Consider the following 16119-nt stretch of genomic DNA (forward strand, 5'->3'; position numbering starts at 1 on the left):
AAAGCAGGATATGAGCAAGTGGGAAACGCTTTCGGGCAGATATTCGCAGCTCTCAACTGTGATAGCAGCCCCCTGATGAATTGACTCCGGGAGAGCGGGCATCCTATCGAGCACCCGCACGAAAACGATGCCCCGAAAGCCTACCGGACCGTCGCCCTCATGCCCTTCCGGCATGGTTCGGACGCGGGACGCGCCCTTCCGCCCGCCGGAGCCAATGACACCATGACCACGATCGACCGCGCCCAGCACGACAAGCTCGCCAACGCCATTCGCGCCCTGGCAATGGATGGCGTCGAGCAGGCGAAGTCCGGCCACCCCGGCCTGCCGATGGGTGCAGCCGACGTCGCAACCGTGCTGTTTACCCGCGTCATGAACTATGACGCCGCCGATCCGCGCTGGCCGGATCGCGACCGCTTCATTCTCTCGGCCGGTCACGGCTCGATGCTGCTCTACGCCCTGCTCTATCTCACGGGCACGCCGGGCATGGAGCTCGACGACCTCAAGAAGTTCCGCCAGCTCGAGTCGAAGACCCCGGGGCATCCCGAGAACTTCATGACTGTCGGCGTCGAGACCACCACTGGCCCGCTCGGCCAGGGTCTCGCCACCGCAGTCGGCATGGCCATGGCCGAGCGCATGCTCGCCGCCGAGTTCGGCAAGAAGGTCGTCGACCACAAGACCTATGTCCTGGCCTCCGACGGCGACCTGATGGAAGGCATCAGCCAGGAAGCGATCGCGCTTGCCGGCCACCACAAGCTCAACAAGCTGATCGTGCTTTGGGACGATAACGGCATCTCGATCGATGGCCCGCTCTCGATCTCCGACTCGGTCGACCAGGTCGCGCGTTTCAAGGCCTGTGGCTGGCGCTCCGAGCGCGTCGACGGCCATGACCCCGACGCGATCGAGGCCGCGATCCGCCGCGCCCAGAAGTCGAACAAGCCGACCATGATCGCCTGCAAGACCGTGATCGGCTTCGGCGCACCGAAAAAGGCCGGCACCTCCAAGGCTCATGGCGAGCCGCTCGGCGCCGAGGAACTCGCAGCCGCGAAGGCCAAGCTCGGCATCACCGGCGCGGCCTTCGAGATTGCCCCCGACATCCTCAAGAGCTGGCGCGCCTTCGGCTCTGCCGGCCACCTCGCCCACAAGGACTGGCTCGCCCGGTTCGAGGCGCTGTCGCCACGCAAGCGCGCCGAGTTCGAGCGCCGCCTCGCCCACACGATTCCGGGCAAGCTCGACAAGGTGATCGTCGCCCACAAGAAGGCCCTTGCCGCCAACCCGGTCACCGTCGCGACCCGCAAGGCCTCCGAGCTCGCCCTCGACGTCATCGTGCCGGTGATGCCGGAGCTGGTTTCCGGCTCGGCCGACCTGACGCCATCGAACAACACCAAGGCGAAGGGGCTGGAAGACTTCACGCTCAAGACCCCGAAGGGGCGCTACATCCGTTACGGCATCCGCGAGCACGGCATGGCTGCCGCGATGAACGGCATCACCCTGCATGGCGGCTTCCGCACCGCCGGGGGCACCTTCCTGGTCTTCGCCGACTACGCCCGCCCCTCGATGCGTCTGGCGGCCCTGATGGGCCTGCCGGTCGTCTATGTCATGACCCATGACTCGATCGGCCTGGGCGAGGACGGCCCAACCCACCAGCCGGTCGAGCATCTCGCCTCGCTTCGCTCGATGCCGAACATGCGCGTGCTGCGCCCAGCCGACGCGATCGAGACGGCGGAAGCCTGGCAGATCGCGCTTGAGCGGACCGGAGGGCCGACCGTGCTGGCGCTCTCGCGCCAGAATCTCGCGCCGCTCCGCACGGATGGCACCGCGACCAACCGCTCGGCCAAGGGCGCCTATGAATTGCAGGCGGCCGAGGGCGGCAAGGCGCAGGTCTCGCTCTTCGCGTCCGGCTCGGAACTCGAGATCGCCGTTGCGGCCCGCAAGCTTCTGGCCGAGAAGGGCGTTCGCGCCCGTGTCGTCTCTGTACCCTCGCTCGAACTGCTGCTCGCTCAGGACGAGGCGACGCAGAACCAGATCATCGGCGAGGCCCCGGTCAAGATCGCGATCGARGCCGCCGTCCGCTTCGGCTGGGATGCGGTGATCGGCCATGACGGCATCTTCGTCGGCATGGCCTCCTTCGGCGCCAGCGGCCCCTACAAGGACGTCTACAAGCATTTCGGCATTACGCCCGACGCAGTGGTCGAAGCCGCATTGAAGCGGCATAACGGCTGAGTTTTACCCGGACACTTGCGTTTGGCCATGCTTTGGCCGATTTGCCCGCGTGAATAACGGCCAACCCGCCGTGAATCGGCGAAGGAGAGGATTGAGATGACGGTCAAGGTGGCGATCAACGGCTTCGGCCGCATCGGGCGCAATGTTCTGCGCGCGATCATTGAGTCGAAGCGCAAGGATATCGAGGTCGTGGCGATCAACGATCTCGGCCCGGTCGAGACCAACGCCCATCTCTTCCGCTTCGACTCCGTCCACGGCCGCTTCCCCGGTACCGTGACAGTCTCCGGCGACACGATCGATGTCGGCCGTGGACCGATCAAGGTCACGGCGATCCGCGATCCCAAGGACCTGCCGCACAAGGCGCTCGGCGTGGACATCGCGCTGGAATGCACCGGCATCTTCACGACCCGCGACAAGGCGGCCGCCCATCTCGCCGCCGGCGCCAAGCGCGTGCTGGTTTCGGCGCCCTGCGATGGCGCCGACCTGACCGTGGTTTTCGGCGTCAACAACAACGCCCTGGCCACGGACCATCTCGTCGTCTCGAACGCCTCCTGCACGACGAACTGCCTCGCGCCAGTCGTGCGCGTGCTGCAGGACGCGGTCGGCATCGACAAAGGCTTCATGACCACGATCCACGCCTATACCGGCGACCAGCCGACGCTCGATACGATGCACAAGGATCTCTATCGGGGCCGTGCTGCCGCGTTGTCGATGATCCCGACTTCGACCGGCGCCGCCAAGGCGATCGGCCTCGTCATTCCCGAGCTGAAGGGCCGTCTCGACGGGACCTCGATCCGCGTGCCGACCCCGAACGTCTCGGTCGTCGACTTCAAGTTCATCTCGAAGCGCAAGACCACGGTCGAGAAGATCAACGAAGCCATCATCAAGGCCTCGAAGCGCGGTCCGCTCAAGGGCATCCTCGCGGTCACCGACCAGCCGAACGTCTCGATCGACTTCAACCACGACCCGGCTTCGTCGACCTTCGCGCTCGACCAGACCAAGGTTTTGGACGACAAGTTCGTTCGCATCCTGGCTTGGTACGACAACGAGTGGGGCTTCTCGAACCGCATGAGCGACACTGCCGTCGCGATGGCGAAGCTCATCTGACGCAACGGCCGGCGGGACCCCGCGCGCTGCCGGGCCCCGCCTGACCCTTCTCGAACGAACGGAACGCGCATGACCAAGATCGAGCCGACCGTCGCCGCGCCGGCGAGCCTCCCCGAACCCTCCATCGCTGCGCCCGGCGCATCGGGAGCAACGGTGACGGCTCTCTCCGCAGCCAGCCGGACCGAAGAGGTGGCGCCGACCGCGGAGCCGCGCAAGCTCGACCAACTCTCTCGCATCGAAGACAAGGCGGCGCGCATCGAGGAGAAGTTTGCCCGCTACGAGGCCGTCTTCACCCGAGCCGAAGCCTCGCTGGAGCGCAGTGCGGCCAAGGTCGAGACCGCGACCGGCGCCATGGACTTCGCGGGAATCCGCCAGGAGGTTGCGGCGCTGCGCGAACGCGTCGACGCGACTCCTCGTTCGGCGACCCTGTTCACGACCGCCCTCGTCACTGCCGTTCTCACCGTGCTGCTCACCATCCTGGTGCTGAAGTTCGGCGTGCCGGGCCTGTTTCCGGGACTTCTGCCACGATGAGCTTCCGCACGCTCGACGACGCCGATCTCGCCGGCAAGCGCGTGCTTGTCCGCGTCGACCTGAACGTGCCGATGGACGCCGGCAAGGTCACCGACACGACACGCATCGACCGTGTCCTGCCCACCATTCGCGAGATCTCGCAGAAAGGTGGCAAGGTCATCCTGCTCGCGCATTTCGGCCGGCCGAAGGGTCGCGATCCCAAGGATTCGCTGAAGCCGGTCGCCATGGCGCTTGCCCATCAGCTTGGCCAGCCGGTGATCTTCGTCGATGACTGCATCGGCGAGGACGCCGCCAAGGCCGTCGCCGCGGCCAAGAGTGGCGAAGTCCTGCTGCTGGAGAACACCCGCTTTCATGCGGGCGACGAGAAGAACGACGCCGCCTTCGTCCGGGCGCTCGCCGCCAATGGCGACATCTTCGTCAATGACGCCTTCTCCGCTGCCCACCGTGCCCATGCTTCGACCGAGGGCCTCGCCCATGTGCTGCCGGCCTATGCCGGTCGCACCATGCAGGCCGAGCTGGAAGCGCTGAGCGCCGGGCTCGACAATCCCGCCCGCCCGGTCATGGCGATCGTCGGCGGCGCCAAGGTCTCCACCAAGCTCGAGCTGCTCGGCAACCTGGTGAAGAAGGTCGACGTCCTCGCCATCGGCGGCGGCATGGCCAATACCTTTCTGGCCGCGCGCGGCGTCGATGTCGGCAAGTCGCTCTGCGAGCATGATCTCCTCGCTACCGCCCGCGAGATCGACGAGAAGGCCAGGATTGCGGGCTGCGAGATCATGCTGCCGGTCGATGCGCTGGTCGCCCGGGAGTTCAAGGCCAATCCCGGACACCGCGTCGTGCCGATCACCGAGGTCGCTGCCGACGAGATGATCCTCGATGCTGGCCCGCTCAGCGTCGCCGAGGTCGTGCTCAAGCTCGACACCGTCAGGACGCTGGTGTGGAACGGCCCCTTCGGCGCCTTCGAGCTGCATCCTTTCGACACGGCGACGGTCACAGTCGCCAAGGCTGCGGCCGAGCGCGTCAAGGCCGGCCGGCTCGTGGCCGTTGCCGGCGGCGGCGACACCGTTGCAGCAATGAACCATGCTGGCGTCGCCGACGACCTGTCCTATGTCTCGACGGCGGGCGGTGCCTTCCTCGAGTGGATGGAAGGCAAGGCCCTGCCGGGGGTCGAGGCGCTGCGGACGCGGTAAGCCGCAACGCCTTCATCTTCCTGTTCCACGTCTGCACAGCAGGTCTGGCAGGGCTCCAATCGAACAATCGACGTGCCTGCCGACTTCGTCGGCTGGCCGGGGCCGCGCTGGTTGCCGATCGGCATCACCGGCCTTCTGGCTGCGGGCCCGGTGACTGAACCTCAGTCATCCTTGGACATATGCTCGGCTATGCGCTCCCCGGAAGAGCTCGTCCAAAAGCAGGGACATGACCCTGCAGGCCTGGTCACGATGGCCGAGACCATACCGGCGACTTTGCCGAGCAGGCGCGCCTCATTGGAGCGCGCGGCCACGAACTGCATTCACGCTGCGGCCGCTTTCGCTTTGCCATGACGGGTCATCCGCACTAAATCCTCCCCGAACGCTCTAAGCCCAAAGGGAGGACCATCGTGGCCCGCATCACGCTTCGCCAACTGCTCGACCATGCCGCCGAGAACGATTACGGCGTGCCCGCCTTCAACATCAACAACATGGAACAGGCACTGGCGATCATGGCCGCAGCGGACGCGACCGATGCGCCCGTCATCATCCAGGCCTCGCGCGGCGCCCGCTCCTACGCCAACGACATCATGCTCAAGCACATGATGGACGCCGTCACCGAGATCTATCCGCATATCCCAGTCTGCGTTCACCTCGACCACGGCAACGAGCCGGCGACCTGCATGACCGCGATCCAGGCCGGCTTCACCTCGGTGATGATGGACGGCTCGCTCAAGGCCGACGGCAAGACCCCGGGGGACTGGGACTACAATGTCGGTGTGACCAAGACGGTGACCGAGATGGCTCATCTCGGCGGCATCTCGGTCGAGGGCGAGCTCGGTGTGCTCGGCTCACTGGAAAGCGGCGAAGGCGAGAAGGAGGACGGCCATGGCTTCGAGGGCAAGCTCTCCCACGACCAGCTCCTGACCAATCCAGAGGAGGCCGTGAAATTCGTCGCCGAGACCAAGGTCGATGCGCTCGCCATCGCCATGGGCACCTCGCACGGCGCCTACAAGTTCACGCGCAAGCCCGACGGCGCGATCCTCGCCATGCATGTCATCGAGGAGATCCACAAGAAGCTGCCGAACATGCATCTCGTGATGCACGGCTCCTCCTCCGTGCCGCAGGACCTGCAGGACATCATCAACCAGTATGGCGGCAAGATGCCCCAGACCTGGGGCGTACCGGTCGAGGAGATCCAGCGCGGCATCAAGCACGGCGTGCGCAAGATCAACATCGACACCGACAATCGCATGGCCATGACTGGCCAGATCCGGAAGATCCTCTCCGAGCATCCCGGCGAATTCGACCCGCGCAAATATCTGAAGCCCGCCATGGAGGCAATGACCAAGCTCTGCACGCTGCGCCTGCAGGAGTTCAACACCGCCGGACAGGCCTCGAAGATCAAGCGCGTCGCCACCACCGCCGAGATGGCCAAGCGTTACGCCAAGGGCGAGCTCGACCCGACCTTTGCGGGCAGGGCCGCGTAAGTCACACCGCTCGGACGGACGGACGGACGGATCGGCGCGGCGCGGCGCAGAGTCGCGACCCAGGCCTGAACCCACCGAACAGAAACGCCCGGCCTTTCGCCGGGCGTTTCACTTTGAAAAGGGAGCCGTGGCAGCTCCGCGACAGGCGCCGCGGACATGAGCCGGTTTCGTCCCTGCCCTTCCGGGCGCCGTGCTTTTCTGGTTCAAGGAAAGGCCCGTCTGGCCGCGCACTCCCTGCGCGGCTTACCTTACTGCCGCGGTAGTGCCCGATGTCGATCGTCTTTTCCGCGCTGGTCGCGGTCTTTGTCGGCTTTGCCGCCTCCGTCACGGTCGTGCTTGCCGCGGCGCAAGCCATTGGGGCGACACAGGCACAGACGGTGTCCTGGATCGTCGGGCTCGCCATCGCCAAGGGGCTCGCCAGCATCTGGCTGTCCTGGCGCCATCGGATGCCGATCATTTGCGCCTGGTCGACACCCGGCGCCGCTCTGATCGCGGCCGCAAGCGGCTTTGATCTCGCAGCCGCGATCGGCGGTTTCCTCGCCGCTGCGGCGCTGATGATGCTGACCGCCACTTTCCGGCCGCTCGGCGCGCTGATCGAGCGGATTCCGATGACCATCGCCTCGGCCATGCTCGCCGGCGTCATCTTCCGCTTTGTCGTCGCCGTCTTCGACGAGATGAAGCTGCAACCCGCCCTTGTCCTGACGCTGCTCGCCGTCTTCCTGGTCGCGCGCCTGATCAACCCGTTTCTTGGCGTCATCGCCGCGCTCGCTGCCGGCCTGGCGCTGAGCTTTGGAACCGGCCTCGCAACCCTGCCCGGCGGCGACATGGCGCTGACCGAACTCGTCCTGACCTGGCCGCGCTTTGACCTGACCGCGATCATCGGCATCGGCATCCCGCTCTATCTCGTCACCATGGCCGCGCAGAACCTGCCGGGCTTCGCCGTGCTGCGCGCCGCCGGCTATCATCCGCCGACTTCGCCCAGTCTGTTCGTCACCGGGCTGATGTCCTTCATCACGGCGCCGACCGGCGCGCATATGGTCAATCTCGCAGCGATCAGCGCCTCGATCTGCACGGGCGCCGACACTCATCCCGACCCCAAGCAACGCTGGAAGGCCGGCATCGCCTACGGCCTGTTCTGGCTATGCATCGCCGCGACAGCCGGTCTGCTGCTCGCGCTTATCATCGCCATGCCCAAGGCACTGATCGTCGCGGTCGCGGGACTCGGCCTCATCGGCTCGCTGACAGGCGCGCTCGGCCAGTCCATGGCCAAGGATTCCGAGCGCTTCGCCGCCGTCATCACCTTCGCCGTTGCGGCGTCCAGCCTCTCGCTTTTCGGCGTCGGTTCCGCCTTCTGGAGTCTGGTCGCCGGGCTTGCGGTCTTGACATTGGACGCTCTCGCAGGCCGTTTGCGCGCAAGATCATGACCATGACAACCTCACAGACCCGCCTCATGCTCGTCACTCCGCCCGTCGCGGATGCCGAGGCCATGTCATTCCGCCTGATGCAGGCCTTCGCCGGCGGCGACGTCGCCGCCGTGCTGCTCCGCCTCACCGAGGGCGACGACCGCAGCCGGATCGAGCGCGTCAAGCGCATCGCCGGGCCCGTTCAGTCGAACAGCGTTGCGCTTGTCGTCGAAGGTTCCGCGCTGATTGCGACACGCGGTGGCGCCGATGGCGTGCACCTGGTCGACGGCCCGGAGGCGATCCGCGAGGCGCGCTCCAGCCTGCGCGATGAGCGCATCATCGGCGCCGGCGGCCTGCGCGCCCGGCACGACGCCATGGATGTCGGCGAGGCAGGCGTCGACTACGTGATGTTCGGCGAACCGCGGCCTGACGGCTCGATGCCGCCTTTGCCGGCCGTCGTCGAGCGCGCCACCTGGTGGGCGGAGATCTTCGAGACGCCATGCGTCGCCTATGCGCCCGACGCGGCATCCGTGCCGGCACTTGTCGAAACCGGCGCCGAATTCATCGCGCTCGGCGAATGGGCCTTTGGCGAAGATCAGGACATCCGCGCCCTTGTCGAGGCCGCCAATGCGGCGATTGCCGCCTGCGCAACCCGGAAGGCCGGCCGGTGAGACGCCTTCGGCGCAACCTGCTGCTCGTCGGGCTGGCGCTCGCGCCGGCCGGGCTTGCGTCGGCCGCCGATATCGACCTTGCCTATGGCGCCCTTCAGGCTGGCCATTATCGCAGGGCTCAGGAAGAGGCGCTGAAGCGCGTCGAGGCTGATAACACTGACGCTGCTGCCATGACACTGCTCGGCGAAATCTATCGCCAGGGTCTCGGCGTCCCGGAAAACACCACGGCCGCCACCGAATGGTATGAGCGCGCAGCCGACCGTGGCGACATCAACGCCGTCTATGCGCTCGCCATCGCATTGCTCGACCAGCGCAGCAGCAAGCGCGACCCCGCCAAGGCCGGCCAGCTGCTGGAACGTGCCGCCGCAGCCGGGCATCCGGCCGCCAACTACAACCTGGCCCTGGCGCTGCTCGCGACAGGCAAGGAGGCCGACGACAAGCGGGCTATTGCCTCTCTCGAAATCGCCGCGAAAGCCGATATCGGCGATGCCGAACACGCGCTGGGCACGCTTTACAATCAGGGCCGCGGCGTGCCGCAGGACAATGCGAAGGCCGCCGAATGGATGGCGAAGGCGGCACAGAGCGGCAATGTCGCGGGCGAGATCGAATATGCGATCATGCTGTTCAATGGCGAGGGCGTCGCCACCGACGAAACAGCTGCCGCCAGGCTCTTCCTGCGCGCCGCCTACAAGGGCAATGCGATAGCGCAGAACCGCATCGCCCGTCTCTATCTGGCTGGCCGCGGCATCGCTCCCGACAGTGCCGAGGCCGCTGCCTGGCATCTCGCCGCCAGGGCCCAGGGCCTCGACGATCCCATGCTCGACCAGTTGCTTGATCGCATGACACCTGAGCAGATGAACCGGATCGCACGCGTCGCCGCCGACCGGATCGAGGGCACGGCCTTGACTACGCCGAGCCAGCCGAGCAAGTGACGGCAGAATTTCCAGGCCGGAGCGATGGCGCTGCCGGCCTTCTCGCGTTCAAGGCGCGCATGAGGTTTTAGATGATCCGCTCTCCCCTGATGACCGTGATGACCGACGCCGTGATGAAGGCGTCCCGTTCGCTGAAGCGCGACTTCGGCGAAATCGAGAACCTGCAGGTGCTCGCCAAGGGCCCGGGTGATTTCGTCTCGAAGGCCGACCACAAGGCCGAGAGCATCCTGCGCGAATCGCTGGAGAAGGCCAGGCCAGGCTACGGCTTCGTCATGGAGGAGAGCGGCGTCGTCCACGGCACCGACGAGAGCAACCGCTGGCATATCGACCCGCTCGACGGCACCCATAACTTCCTGCGCGGCATTCCGCATTGGAACATCTCGGTGGCGCTGGAGCGCGACAACCAGTTCGTCGCGGGCATCGTCTATGATGCAGCCAAGGACGAGCTCTTCATCGCCGAGAAGGGCAAGGGCGCCTATGTCAACAACCGCCGGATGCGCGTTTCCGGCCGCCGTGAGCCGACCGACATGCTGATCGGCATGGGCGTGCCGCATATCGGCAAGGGCGGCCACCCGCTCTTTCTGCGCGAGCTCGGCGCCGTCATGACGCGCTTTGCCAATGTCCGCCGCCTGGGCTCCGCTGCGCTCGACATCGCCTATGTCGCGGCCGGCCGGATGGACGCTTACTGGGAACGCGGCCTCAACACCTGGGATTTCGCGGCGGGCGCCGTGATGATCCGCGAGGCTGGCGGTACCTTCGGCACCCTCGATGGCAAGCAGCCGACCAGCGCCAAGGATATCATCTGCGGCAACGAAGTCGGTGAACAAGCGCTTCGCGCCGCGCTCAAGACGGCTGGCTGACATACAGCTTTGATCTTTCACGCTTGATCATGGCGCAGCGGGAGGCGACAGTCTGCCTCCAGCGTTGCGGCCGTGGACAGGGGTGACCGGATTCGGGTCCACCCCGCTGACGGCCGGATGGTTGATGAGAGACGCCGGCTCGGGATCACCCGGGAGTGGCAGGCTCCAGGCGAACGGAAGACGAGGCATGGACAGAGAGGTCCCAGCGGCCGAGATGGGCACGGTCGCGACGACACGGGAAACCACCCGCTTTTCGCGGCCGCTGCGCTACGCGATCCGCGCAATCCTGTTCCTTGCCCTGATCGGATTCCTGGGCTTCATCCTCCAGGGCGGCCTCGTCACGGCCTTCATGACCAATCCCGGTCTCAACGGGCTCATCCTCGGCGCGCTCCTGGTCGGAGCGCTGATCGCACTGCGTGAGCTCTGGCGCGTCAACAGCGAAGCGGCCGCTGCGACCCGCCTCGCCGCAGCGCCCGGGCTCGCCGATGTCGAGCGCGGCCAGGTCATTGCCCCGCTCGGTCCCGTGCTGCCGGCCCTCGACGCCGGGACCCTCGCCCCCACTCAAGCGGCCTCCGTACTCGAATCGATTGCGGTCAGGCTCGACGACGGTCGTGAGGTCCTGCGCTATCTCGCAGGCCTGCTTGTCTTCCTCGGCCTGCTCGGCACCTTCTGGGGCCTCCTCGAAACCGTGAGCTCGGTCGGAAACGTCATCAAGAGCCTGCGCACCGGCGCTGAAGCCGGCGTGCTCTTCGACGAACTCAAGGCCGGCCTTGCCGCACCGCTTGCCGGCATGGGCCTCTCCTTTTCGTCTTCGCTCTTCGGCATCGCGGGCTCGCTGATCCTCGGCTTCCTGGAACTGCAGGTCGGCCAGGCACAGCGCCGCTTCCGCAACGAACTCGAGAGCTGGCTCGGCTCGCGCAGCCGGGAGGCGGCCTCGGCCGTCGCGGCCCCCGGCTTCGCCCCCGAGATCGGCCGCAATCTCGGCGACAAGCTCGACCGGCTCAGTGCAGCGCTGGCCGACGGCCCCAATAACCGCGCCGCCACTCAGGCCATCTCGAACCTTGCCGAAGGCGTGCAGGGGCTGGTCCAGCATATGCGCGCCGAACAGCAGCTGATCCGCGATTGGGTCGAGGCGCRGGCTGCGCGCGAGAAGGATCTGAAGCGCCTGATCGAGCGGCTGACCGCAAACGGCGTCTCCGAGCCATGATCCGCTCGTCGGGCTCATTGACGAAGGCGTACGCGAAGCCGAAGGAGGCCTGAAGCCATGGCTTTGTCTCGCACCTACCGCCGTGAGCAGCTGAATTTCTGGCCCGGCTTCGTCGATGCCCTCTCGACGATGCTGATCGGCATTGTCTTCCTGCTCTCGGTCTTCGTGCTCGGTCAGTTCTTCCTGTCGCAGGAATTGACCGGCAAGGACACCGCGCTGGAACGGCTGAATCGCCAGATATCAGAGCTGTCCGACCTGCTTGCGCTGGAGCGCGTCTCCAACCGGCAGGCCCAGGAGAACCTGCTCCTGATGCAATCGACCCTGACGCGCGAACAGAGCGAGCGCGGCCGCTTGCAGGGTGCGCTCGAAGCGCAGGCGACGAACGGACCAGCCCAGCTTGCCGACACCCAGAAAGCGCTCGACGCGGAGAAGCAGCTCTCGGCGAGAGCCCAGGCGACGGTCGAGCAGGTCAACATGCAGATCCAGGCCATGCGCCGGCAACTCGCTGCGCTCGAGCAGGCCATCGAGGCTTCCGAAGCCAAGGACAAGGAATCGCAGGCCCGTATTGCCGATCTCGGCTCGCGCCTGAATGTCGCCCTCGCCCAGCGCGTGCAGGAACTGGCGCGCTATCGTTCCGACTTCTTCGGCCGTCTCAGGCAGGTGCTCGGTGCACGTCCCGACATCCGCGTCGTCGGGGACCGTTTCGTCTTCCAGTCAGAGGTGTTCTTCGATGCCGGCCAAGCCGTGCTGAAGCCTGAAGGAAAGGCCGAACTCGACAAGCTCGCAACCATCCTGACCGATCTCGGCCATGAGATGCCACCCGATATCCCGTGGATCCTGCGCGTCGACGGCCACACCGACGCACGCCCGATCCGCTCCGCACAGTTCCCGTCCAACTGGAGCCTGTCGACGGCGCGTGCGGTCGCGGTTGTCGAGTATCTGATCACACGCGGCCTCCCCGCCGATCGCATCGCTGCAACCGGGTTCGGCGAGTTCCAACCCCTCGATCTCGCCAGCAACGACGAAGCCTATCGCCGCAATCGCAGGATCGAGTTCAAGATCACGGAGCGGTAGGGGAAAGCCGCTCCTGCGGCCTCCCCACCCCGTATCGCGCCCATCCAGCCAAACGCCTTGACCGGAAGGGCATGCGAGACGCTGGCGCCAATCCTAAAATGCCAGCTTCGAACGCTGCTGGCCGGTCTCGTCGAAATTATCCGGGCTGAGCCAGGCCTCGTAGCCGGCCTTCAGGCGCGGCCAGTCGCCATCGACCATCGCGAACCAGGCCGTATCGCGGTTTCGCCCCTTGGTGACCATGTGCTGGCGGAACACGCCCTCCGGCGTGAAGCCGAAGCGCTGCGCGGCGCGCTTCGAGGGCTCGTTGAGGTTATTGCACTTCCACTCGAAACGGCGATAGCCGAGCGTGTCGAAGGCATGGCTGGCAAAGAGATAGAGCGCCTCGGTCGCGACGCGACCGCGAGCGATCGCGGGTCCCCACAGAATGTTGCCGATCTCAATCACACCATGTGCAGGCTCGATCCGCATCAGCGCCTGGCGTCCCTCGGCCCGACCGGTCCTCTTGTCGATCACGGCAAAGAACAGCGGATCGGGCGAGGCTGACGCCTTCTCGAGCCAGGGATCGAAGGCTGCCAGATCGGCCGGCGCCTCCTCGAACAGATAGCGGAAGCGGTCCTCCGCGCCTGGTTGCTGGGCTGAGGCGAAGAGATCCTTACCGTGCCGCGCAGCCTCCAGCGGCTCGAGCCGAGTGTATCGCCCATCCAGCGCTACGCGTTCCGGACGCGGCACGCCCTTCCAATGTGAGAGATCCATGATGCGTTCCTGATGTCGAACCGGGCTGAAGACCGGAACCGGCGACAGTTGTCGGGATTGCCGGTAGGACATAAACTGCCACTTCATGGATTTTCATCAGACCACTTTGGACGTCGCGACAACACCTCCGCATCCGGTGTGGTCTCCGCTCGATCGGGCCGCGGGCGATCTAGAAGGACAGGTCTACCGCGCGGTACGGGACCGCATCCTGCAGGGCCAATTGCTTGCAGGTCAGCGCCTGCCGTCGACGCGCGTTTTGGCCAACGCTCTTGGTGTCGCCCGCTCGACGGTCGTCCTGGCCTATGACCGGCTCAAAGCGGAAGGATATCTTGAGGCCGCGTCCGGATCGGCCAGTCGCGTTGCCCCCGTTGCGAAGCTGCCCTCCCCGGGACCGGATCGCGCCGAGCCGACCACTCCATGGCCGAGCGCCGAACCRCCCGCCCAGAAACTCTTCGAGCCCGGCATCCCGGACCTGGCCGGTTTTCCGCACGCAACCTGGGCGCGATGCCTGGGCGCCCGAGCCCGCTCGCTGCGGATTCACGATCTCGGCTACGGCGACGCCGGTGGCATCCGCGAGTTGCAGGAAGCGATCATCGCTCATGTCGCCGACCGGCGCGGGGTTGTCGCGCGGCCTGAGCAGGTCCTCGTCCTTCCCTCGACCAGGGCGGCGATCGGCCTGCTCGCGTCCATCCGGCTCCAACCCGCCGCAAGCGATGCCAGCATCGCCTGGATGGAAGAGCCAGGATACCCGGCGGCACGGGCCTTGCTGCAGGCGGCCGGAGCACGCATCGTCCCGGTCCCCTGCGACAGTGCAGGGATCGATGTCAGCAAGGCCTCCGGCCCGCCGGCGCGGCTGATCTATGTCACGCCCTCGCATCAATACCCCACTGGCGCAACGATGAGCCTGCAACGACGACTGGCCTTGCTGGAGGTCGCGCAAGCCAGCKGAGCTCTGATCATCGAGGACGATTACGACAGCGAATTCCAGTACGCATCCCGCTCGATCGCGGCGCTGCAGGGCATCGATCGGAACAATGTCGTCGCCTATCTCGGCACGTTCTCGAAGGTTCTGGCACCGGGGGTAAGGGTCGCCTATGCGATCGTTCCACCCTGGCTGCTGGAAGACGCCCATGTCGGCCTGCAACTCCGAGGCGCGGTTGTACCGATCCATGTTCAGGCGGCGCTTGCCGATTTCATCCGAGAGGGGCGGCTGCGCGCCTATATTCGCAAGATGAACGCTGCCTATGCCGCGCGCATGGCCATGAGTATGGCGGCCCTGAGCCATCATTGCGGTCAGGTTCTGCACCTCGGCGGCGGTACAGGTGGCCTCCAGCTGGCCGCATGGTTCAAGGATCAGCGTGCCGATGATCGCGCCACGGCTCACCATCTCAGCCAGCACGGCTATGCGATGCAGCCCATGTCGCGCTTCCATCTTGGTCCGCCCCGGACCGGGCTCGTCTTCGGCATCTCGCGCGTGACCGCCGACACGGTCGAGGAGGTTGTGGCGAAACTCGGTCGGTTGCTCCCGGCGTAACCGCGAGACCGTTCAGGCGGCGGCGCGCCGGATGACATCGGGCCCCGAACCGTGGCTCGCCTGCCTGTCGTGATAGAAGGCGATGAACTCCTTGGCGGGGAGCGGTTTTGCAAAGAACCAGCCTTGGGCAAAATGCACGCCGTGATCGAGCAGGTAATCGAACTGCTCCCGGGTTTCGACGCCTTCTGCGACGATGAACAGGTTCAGCGTCTTGGCCATGTCGATGATGTGAGAGGTCACCGAACTGGTCGCCGTGTTCCGGCCGATCGTGTCGATGAAGGATTTGTCGATCTTGAGGGCGTCCAGCGGCAGGCCCTGCAGATATTGCAGGCTCGAATAACCCGTCCCGAAATCGTCGATCGCCACGGAATGACCGAGCTTGCGGGCCTGAATGATCGTCTCCCGCGCCGGATTGATATCGATGAAGCCGCGCTCGGTCGCCTCGAGCCAGATCTGCTGCGGCCTTATGCCCGTCGGCGCGAGCGCGGTCTGGATGAACGACAGAATCCGCCCGGTCTTGATATCGTCCGCACAGAGATTGACCGCGATGTGCAAGGACCGGTCGGTCACCAGCAGCGCCTTCATATCGAGGATCACCACGTCGATGATCTGATCGGTGATCGGCATGATCAGCCCGCTTTCTTCCGCAAGCGGAACAAAGAGATCCGGCTGCACCAGGGAGCCATCGGGGCGCCGCCAACGCACGAGGGCCTCGGCACCGACGCAGATGCCGGTCTCGAGCTCGATGATCGGCTGATAATGCACGATGAATTCGCGGTTGCGCACCGCGATCGTCAACTCCCCCAACGGAGACAGGCGCTTTCGGGACAGCCAGATGATGATGCCGACGATGAAGGCCGCGATGAAGGCCCCGACCGGCAGAAGCAGCATTCGTTCCCGCCGGAGGGGCCTCAACAGGCTCTCGCGCGACTGGGCCGCCACTGCGACCCAGCCTTGAGCGCGGGCTGCTGCAAAGATGTTGTGATCATCCATGCCCGTGCGCGGATTGGCGAGCAGCTCGCGCAGCACCCCGGGATCTGGATCGTTCAGGGCACCGATCAGCACGCCCTGTTCGTTGCCGACGGCGATCTTGATGCCGGGGTCGACGATCACGTCAACCAGGCGCACCGGGTCGATCAGGACATTGTAGTCC

At 65.9% G+C, this 16119-nt stretch carries 14 protein-coding genes; 12 read left to right on the top strand and 2 right to left on the bottom strand.

The window, feature by feature from the left end:
• The first annotated feature begins 222 nt into the window (after window positions 1-222).
• From tkt to AC1D34_RS09380, 11 genes are all read left to right on the top strand, one after another.
• A complete protein-coding gene (gene tkt / locus AC1D34_RS09330; protein WP_476776087.1) occupies window positions 223-2220 on the top strand; it encodes a transketolase in 1998 nt (665 codons plus the stop codon).
• 96 nt (window positions 2221-2316) lie between these two features.
• Window positions 2317-3327, top strand: a complete 1011-nt coding sequence (gene gap, locus AC1D34_RS09335; RefSeq protein ID WP_441488205.1) for a type I glyceraldehyde-3-phosphate dehydrogenase — start codon at window positions 2317-2319, stop codon at window positions 3325-3327.
• A gap of 69 nt (window positions 3328-3396) precedes the next feature.
• A complete protein-coding gene (locus AC1D34_RS09340) occupies window positions 3397-3858 on the top strand; it encodes a hypothetical protein (protein WP_476776088.1) in 462 nt (153 codons plus the stop codon).
• The gene (locus tag AC1D34_RS09345; protein ID WP_441506992.1) at window positions 3855-5045 is read left to right on the top strand and encodes a phosphoglycerate kinase; all 1191 of its coding nucleotides are present in this window, start codon (window positions 3855-3857) and stop codon (window positions 5043-5045) included. Before AC1D34_RS09340 ends, AC1D34_RS09345 begins: the two co-directional genes overlap by 4 nt.
• A 407-nt stretch (window positions 5046-5452) precedes the next feature.
• Window positions 5453-6532, top strand: coding sequence for a class II fructose-bisphosphate aldolase (gene fba, locus AC1D34_RS09350; RefSeq protein WP_441488201.1), 1080 nt, complete (start codon window positions 5453-5455; stop codon window positions 6530-6532).
• A 269-nt stretch (window positions 6533-6801) separates the two neighbouring features.
• Window positions 6802-7956, top strand: coding sequence for a benzoate/H(+) symporter BenE family transporter (locus tag AC1D34_RS09355; protein WP_476776089.1), 1155 nt, complete (start codon window positions 6802-6804; stop codon window positions 7954-7956).
• A 2-nt stretch (window positions 7957-7958) separates the two neighbouring features.
• Window positions 7959-8606, top strand: coding sequence for a thiamine phosphate synthase (locus tag AC1D34_RS09360; protein ID WP_441488199.1), 648 nt, complete (start codon window positions 7959-7961; stop codon window positions 8604-8606).
• Window positions 8603-9538, top strand: coding sequence for a tetratricopeptide repeat protein (locus AC1D34_RS09365; RefSeq protein ID WP_476770457.1), 936 nt, complete (start codon window positions 8603-8605; stop codon window positions 9536-9538). Before AC1D34_RS09360 ends, AC1D34_RS09365 begins: the two co-directional genes overlap by 4 nt.
• Before the next feature lie 71 nt (window positions 9539-9609).
• Complete coding sequence (locus AC1D34_RS09370; RefSeq protein ID WP_476770458.1) at window positions 9610-10398, top strand: inositol monophosphatase family protein; 789 nt, start codon at window positions 9610-9612, stop codon at window positions 10396-10398.
• A gap of 214 nt (window positions 10399-10612) precedes the next feature.
• On the top strand, window positions 10613-11605 hold the full coding sequence (locus tag AC1D34_RS09375; protein ID WP_476824063.1) for a flagellar motor protein MotA: 993 nt from the start codon (window positions 10613-10615) through the stop codon (window positions 11603-11605).
• Window positions 11606-11662: 57 nt separating this feature from the next.
• A complete protein-coding gene (locus tag AC1D34_RS09380; protein WP_113513290.1) occupies window positions 11663-12679 on the top strand; it encodes a peptidoglycan -binding protein in 1017 nt (338 codons plus the stop codon).
• Window positions 12680-12772: 93 nt separating this feature from the next.
• Here AC1D34_RS09380 and AC1D34_RS09385 read toward each other — a convergent pair whose 3' ends face one another.
• Entirely contained in the window at window positions 12773-13435 is a 663-nt protein-coding gene (locus AC1D34_RS09385; RefSeq protein ID WP_476770460.1) for a GNAT family N-acetyltransferase, read from the bottom strand.
• A gap of 82 nt (window positions 13436-13517) precedes the next feature.
• On the opposite strand from AC1D34_RS09385, the gene pdxR reads away from it, so the two are divergent.
• Window positions 13518-14966 carry a MocR-like pyridoxine biosynthesis transcription factor PdxR gene (gene pdxR / locus AC1D34_RS09390; protein WP_476824060.1) on the top strand — a complete coding sequence of 483 codons (1449 nt, stop codon included), beginning with the start codon at window positions 13518-13520 and terminating at the stop codon, window positions 14964-14966.
• 12 nt (window positions 14967-14978) lie between these two features.
• Here the strand turns inward: pdxR and AC1D34_RS09395 are convergent.
• Window positions 14979-16119, bottom strand: a 1141-nt coding sequence (locus AC1D34_RS09395) for an EAL domain-containing protein (RefSeq protein ID WP_476824061.1), incomplete at its 5' end; no start/stop codon positions are given.

The sequence above is a fragment of the Allobosea sp. P1_A7 genome (genome assembly GCF_056406775.1).

Excerpts from the sequence above, each read along its gene's own strand:
- gap (WP_441488205.1), top strand. The coding sequence starts at position 2,317 with ATGACGGTCAAGGTGGCGATCAACGGCTTCGGCCGCATCGGGCGCAAT.
- AC1D34_RS09340 (WP_476776088.1), top strand. The coding sequence starts at position 3,397 with ATGACCAAGATCGAGCCGACCGTCGCCGCGCCGGCGAGCCTCCCCGAA.
- AC1D34_RS09345 (WP_441506992.1), top strand. The coding sequence starts at position 3,855 with ATGAGCTTCCGCACGCTCGACGACGCCGATCTCGCCGGCAAGCGCGTG.
- AC1D34_RS09355 (WP_476776089.1), top strand. The coding sequence starts at position 6,802 with ATGTCGATCGTCTTTTCCGCGCTGGTCGCGGTCTTTGTCGGCTTTGCC.
- AC1D34_RS09360 (WP_441488199.1), top strand. The coding sequence starts at position 7,959 with ATGACAACCTCACAGACCCGCCTCATGCTCGTCACTCCGCCCGTCGCG.
- AC1D34_RS09370 (WP_476770458.1), top strand. The coding sequence starts at position 9,610 with ATGATCCGCTCTCCCCTGATGACCGTGATGACCGACGCCGTGATGAAG.
- AC1D34_RS09380 (WP_113513290.1), top strand. The coding sequence starts at position 11,663 with ATGGCTTTGTCTCGCACCTACCGCCGTGAGCAGCTGAATTTCTGGCCC.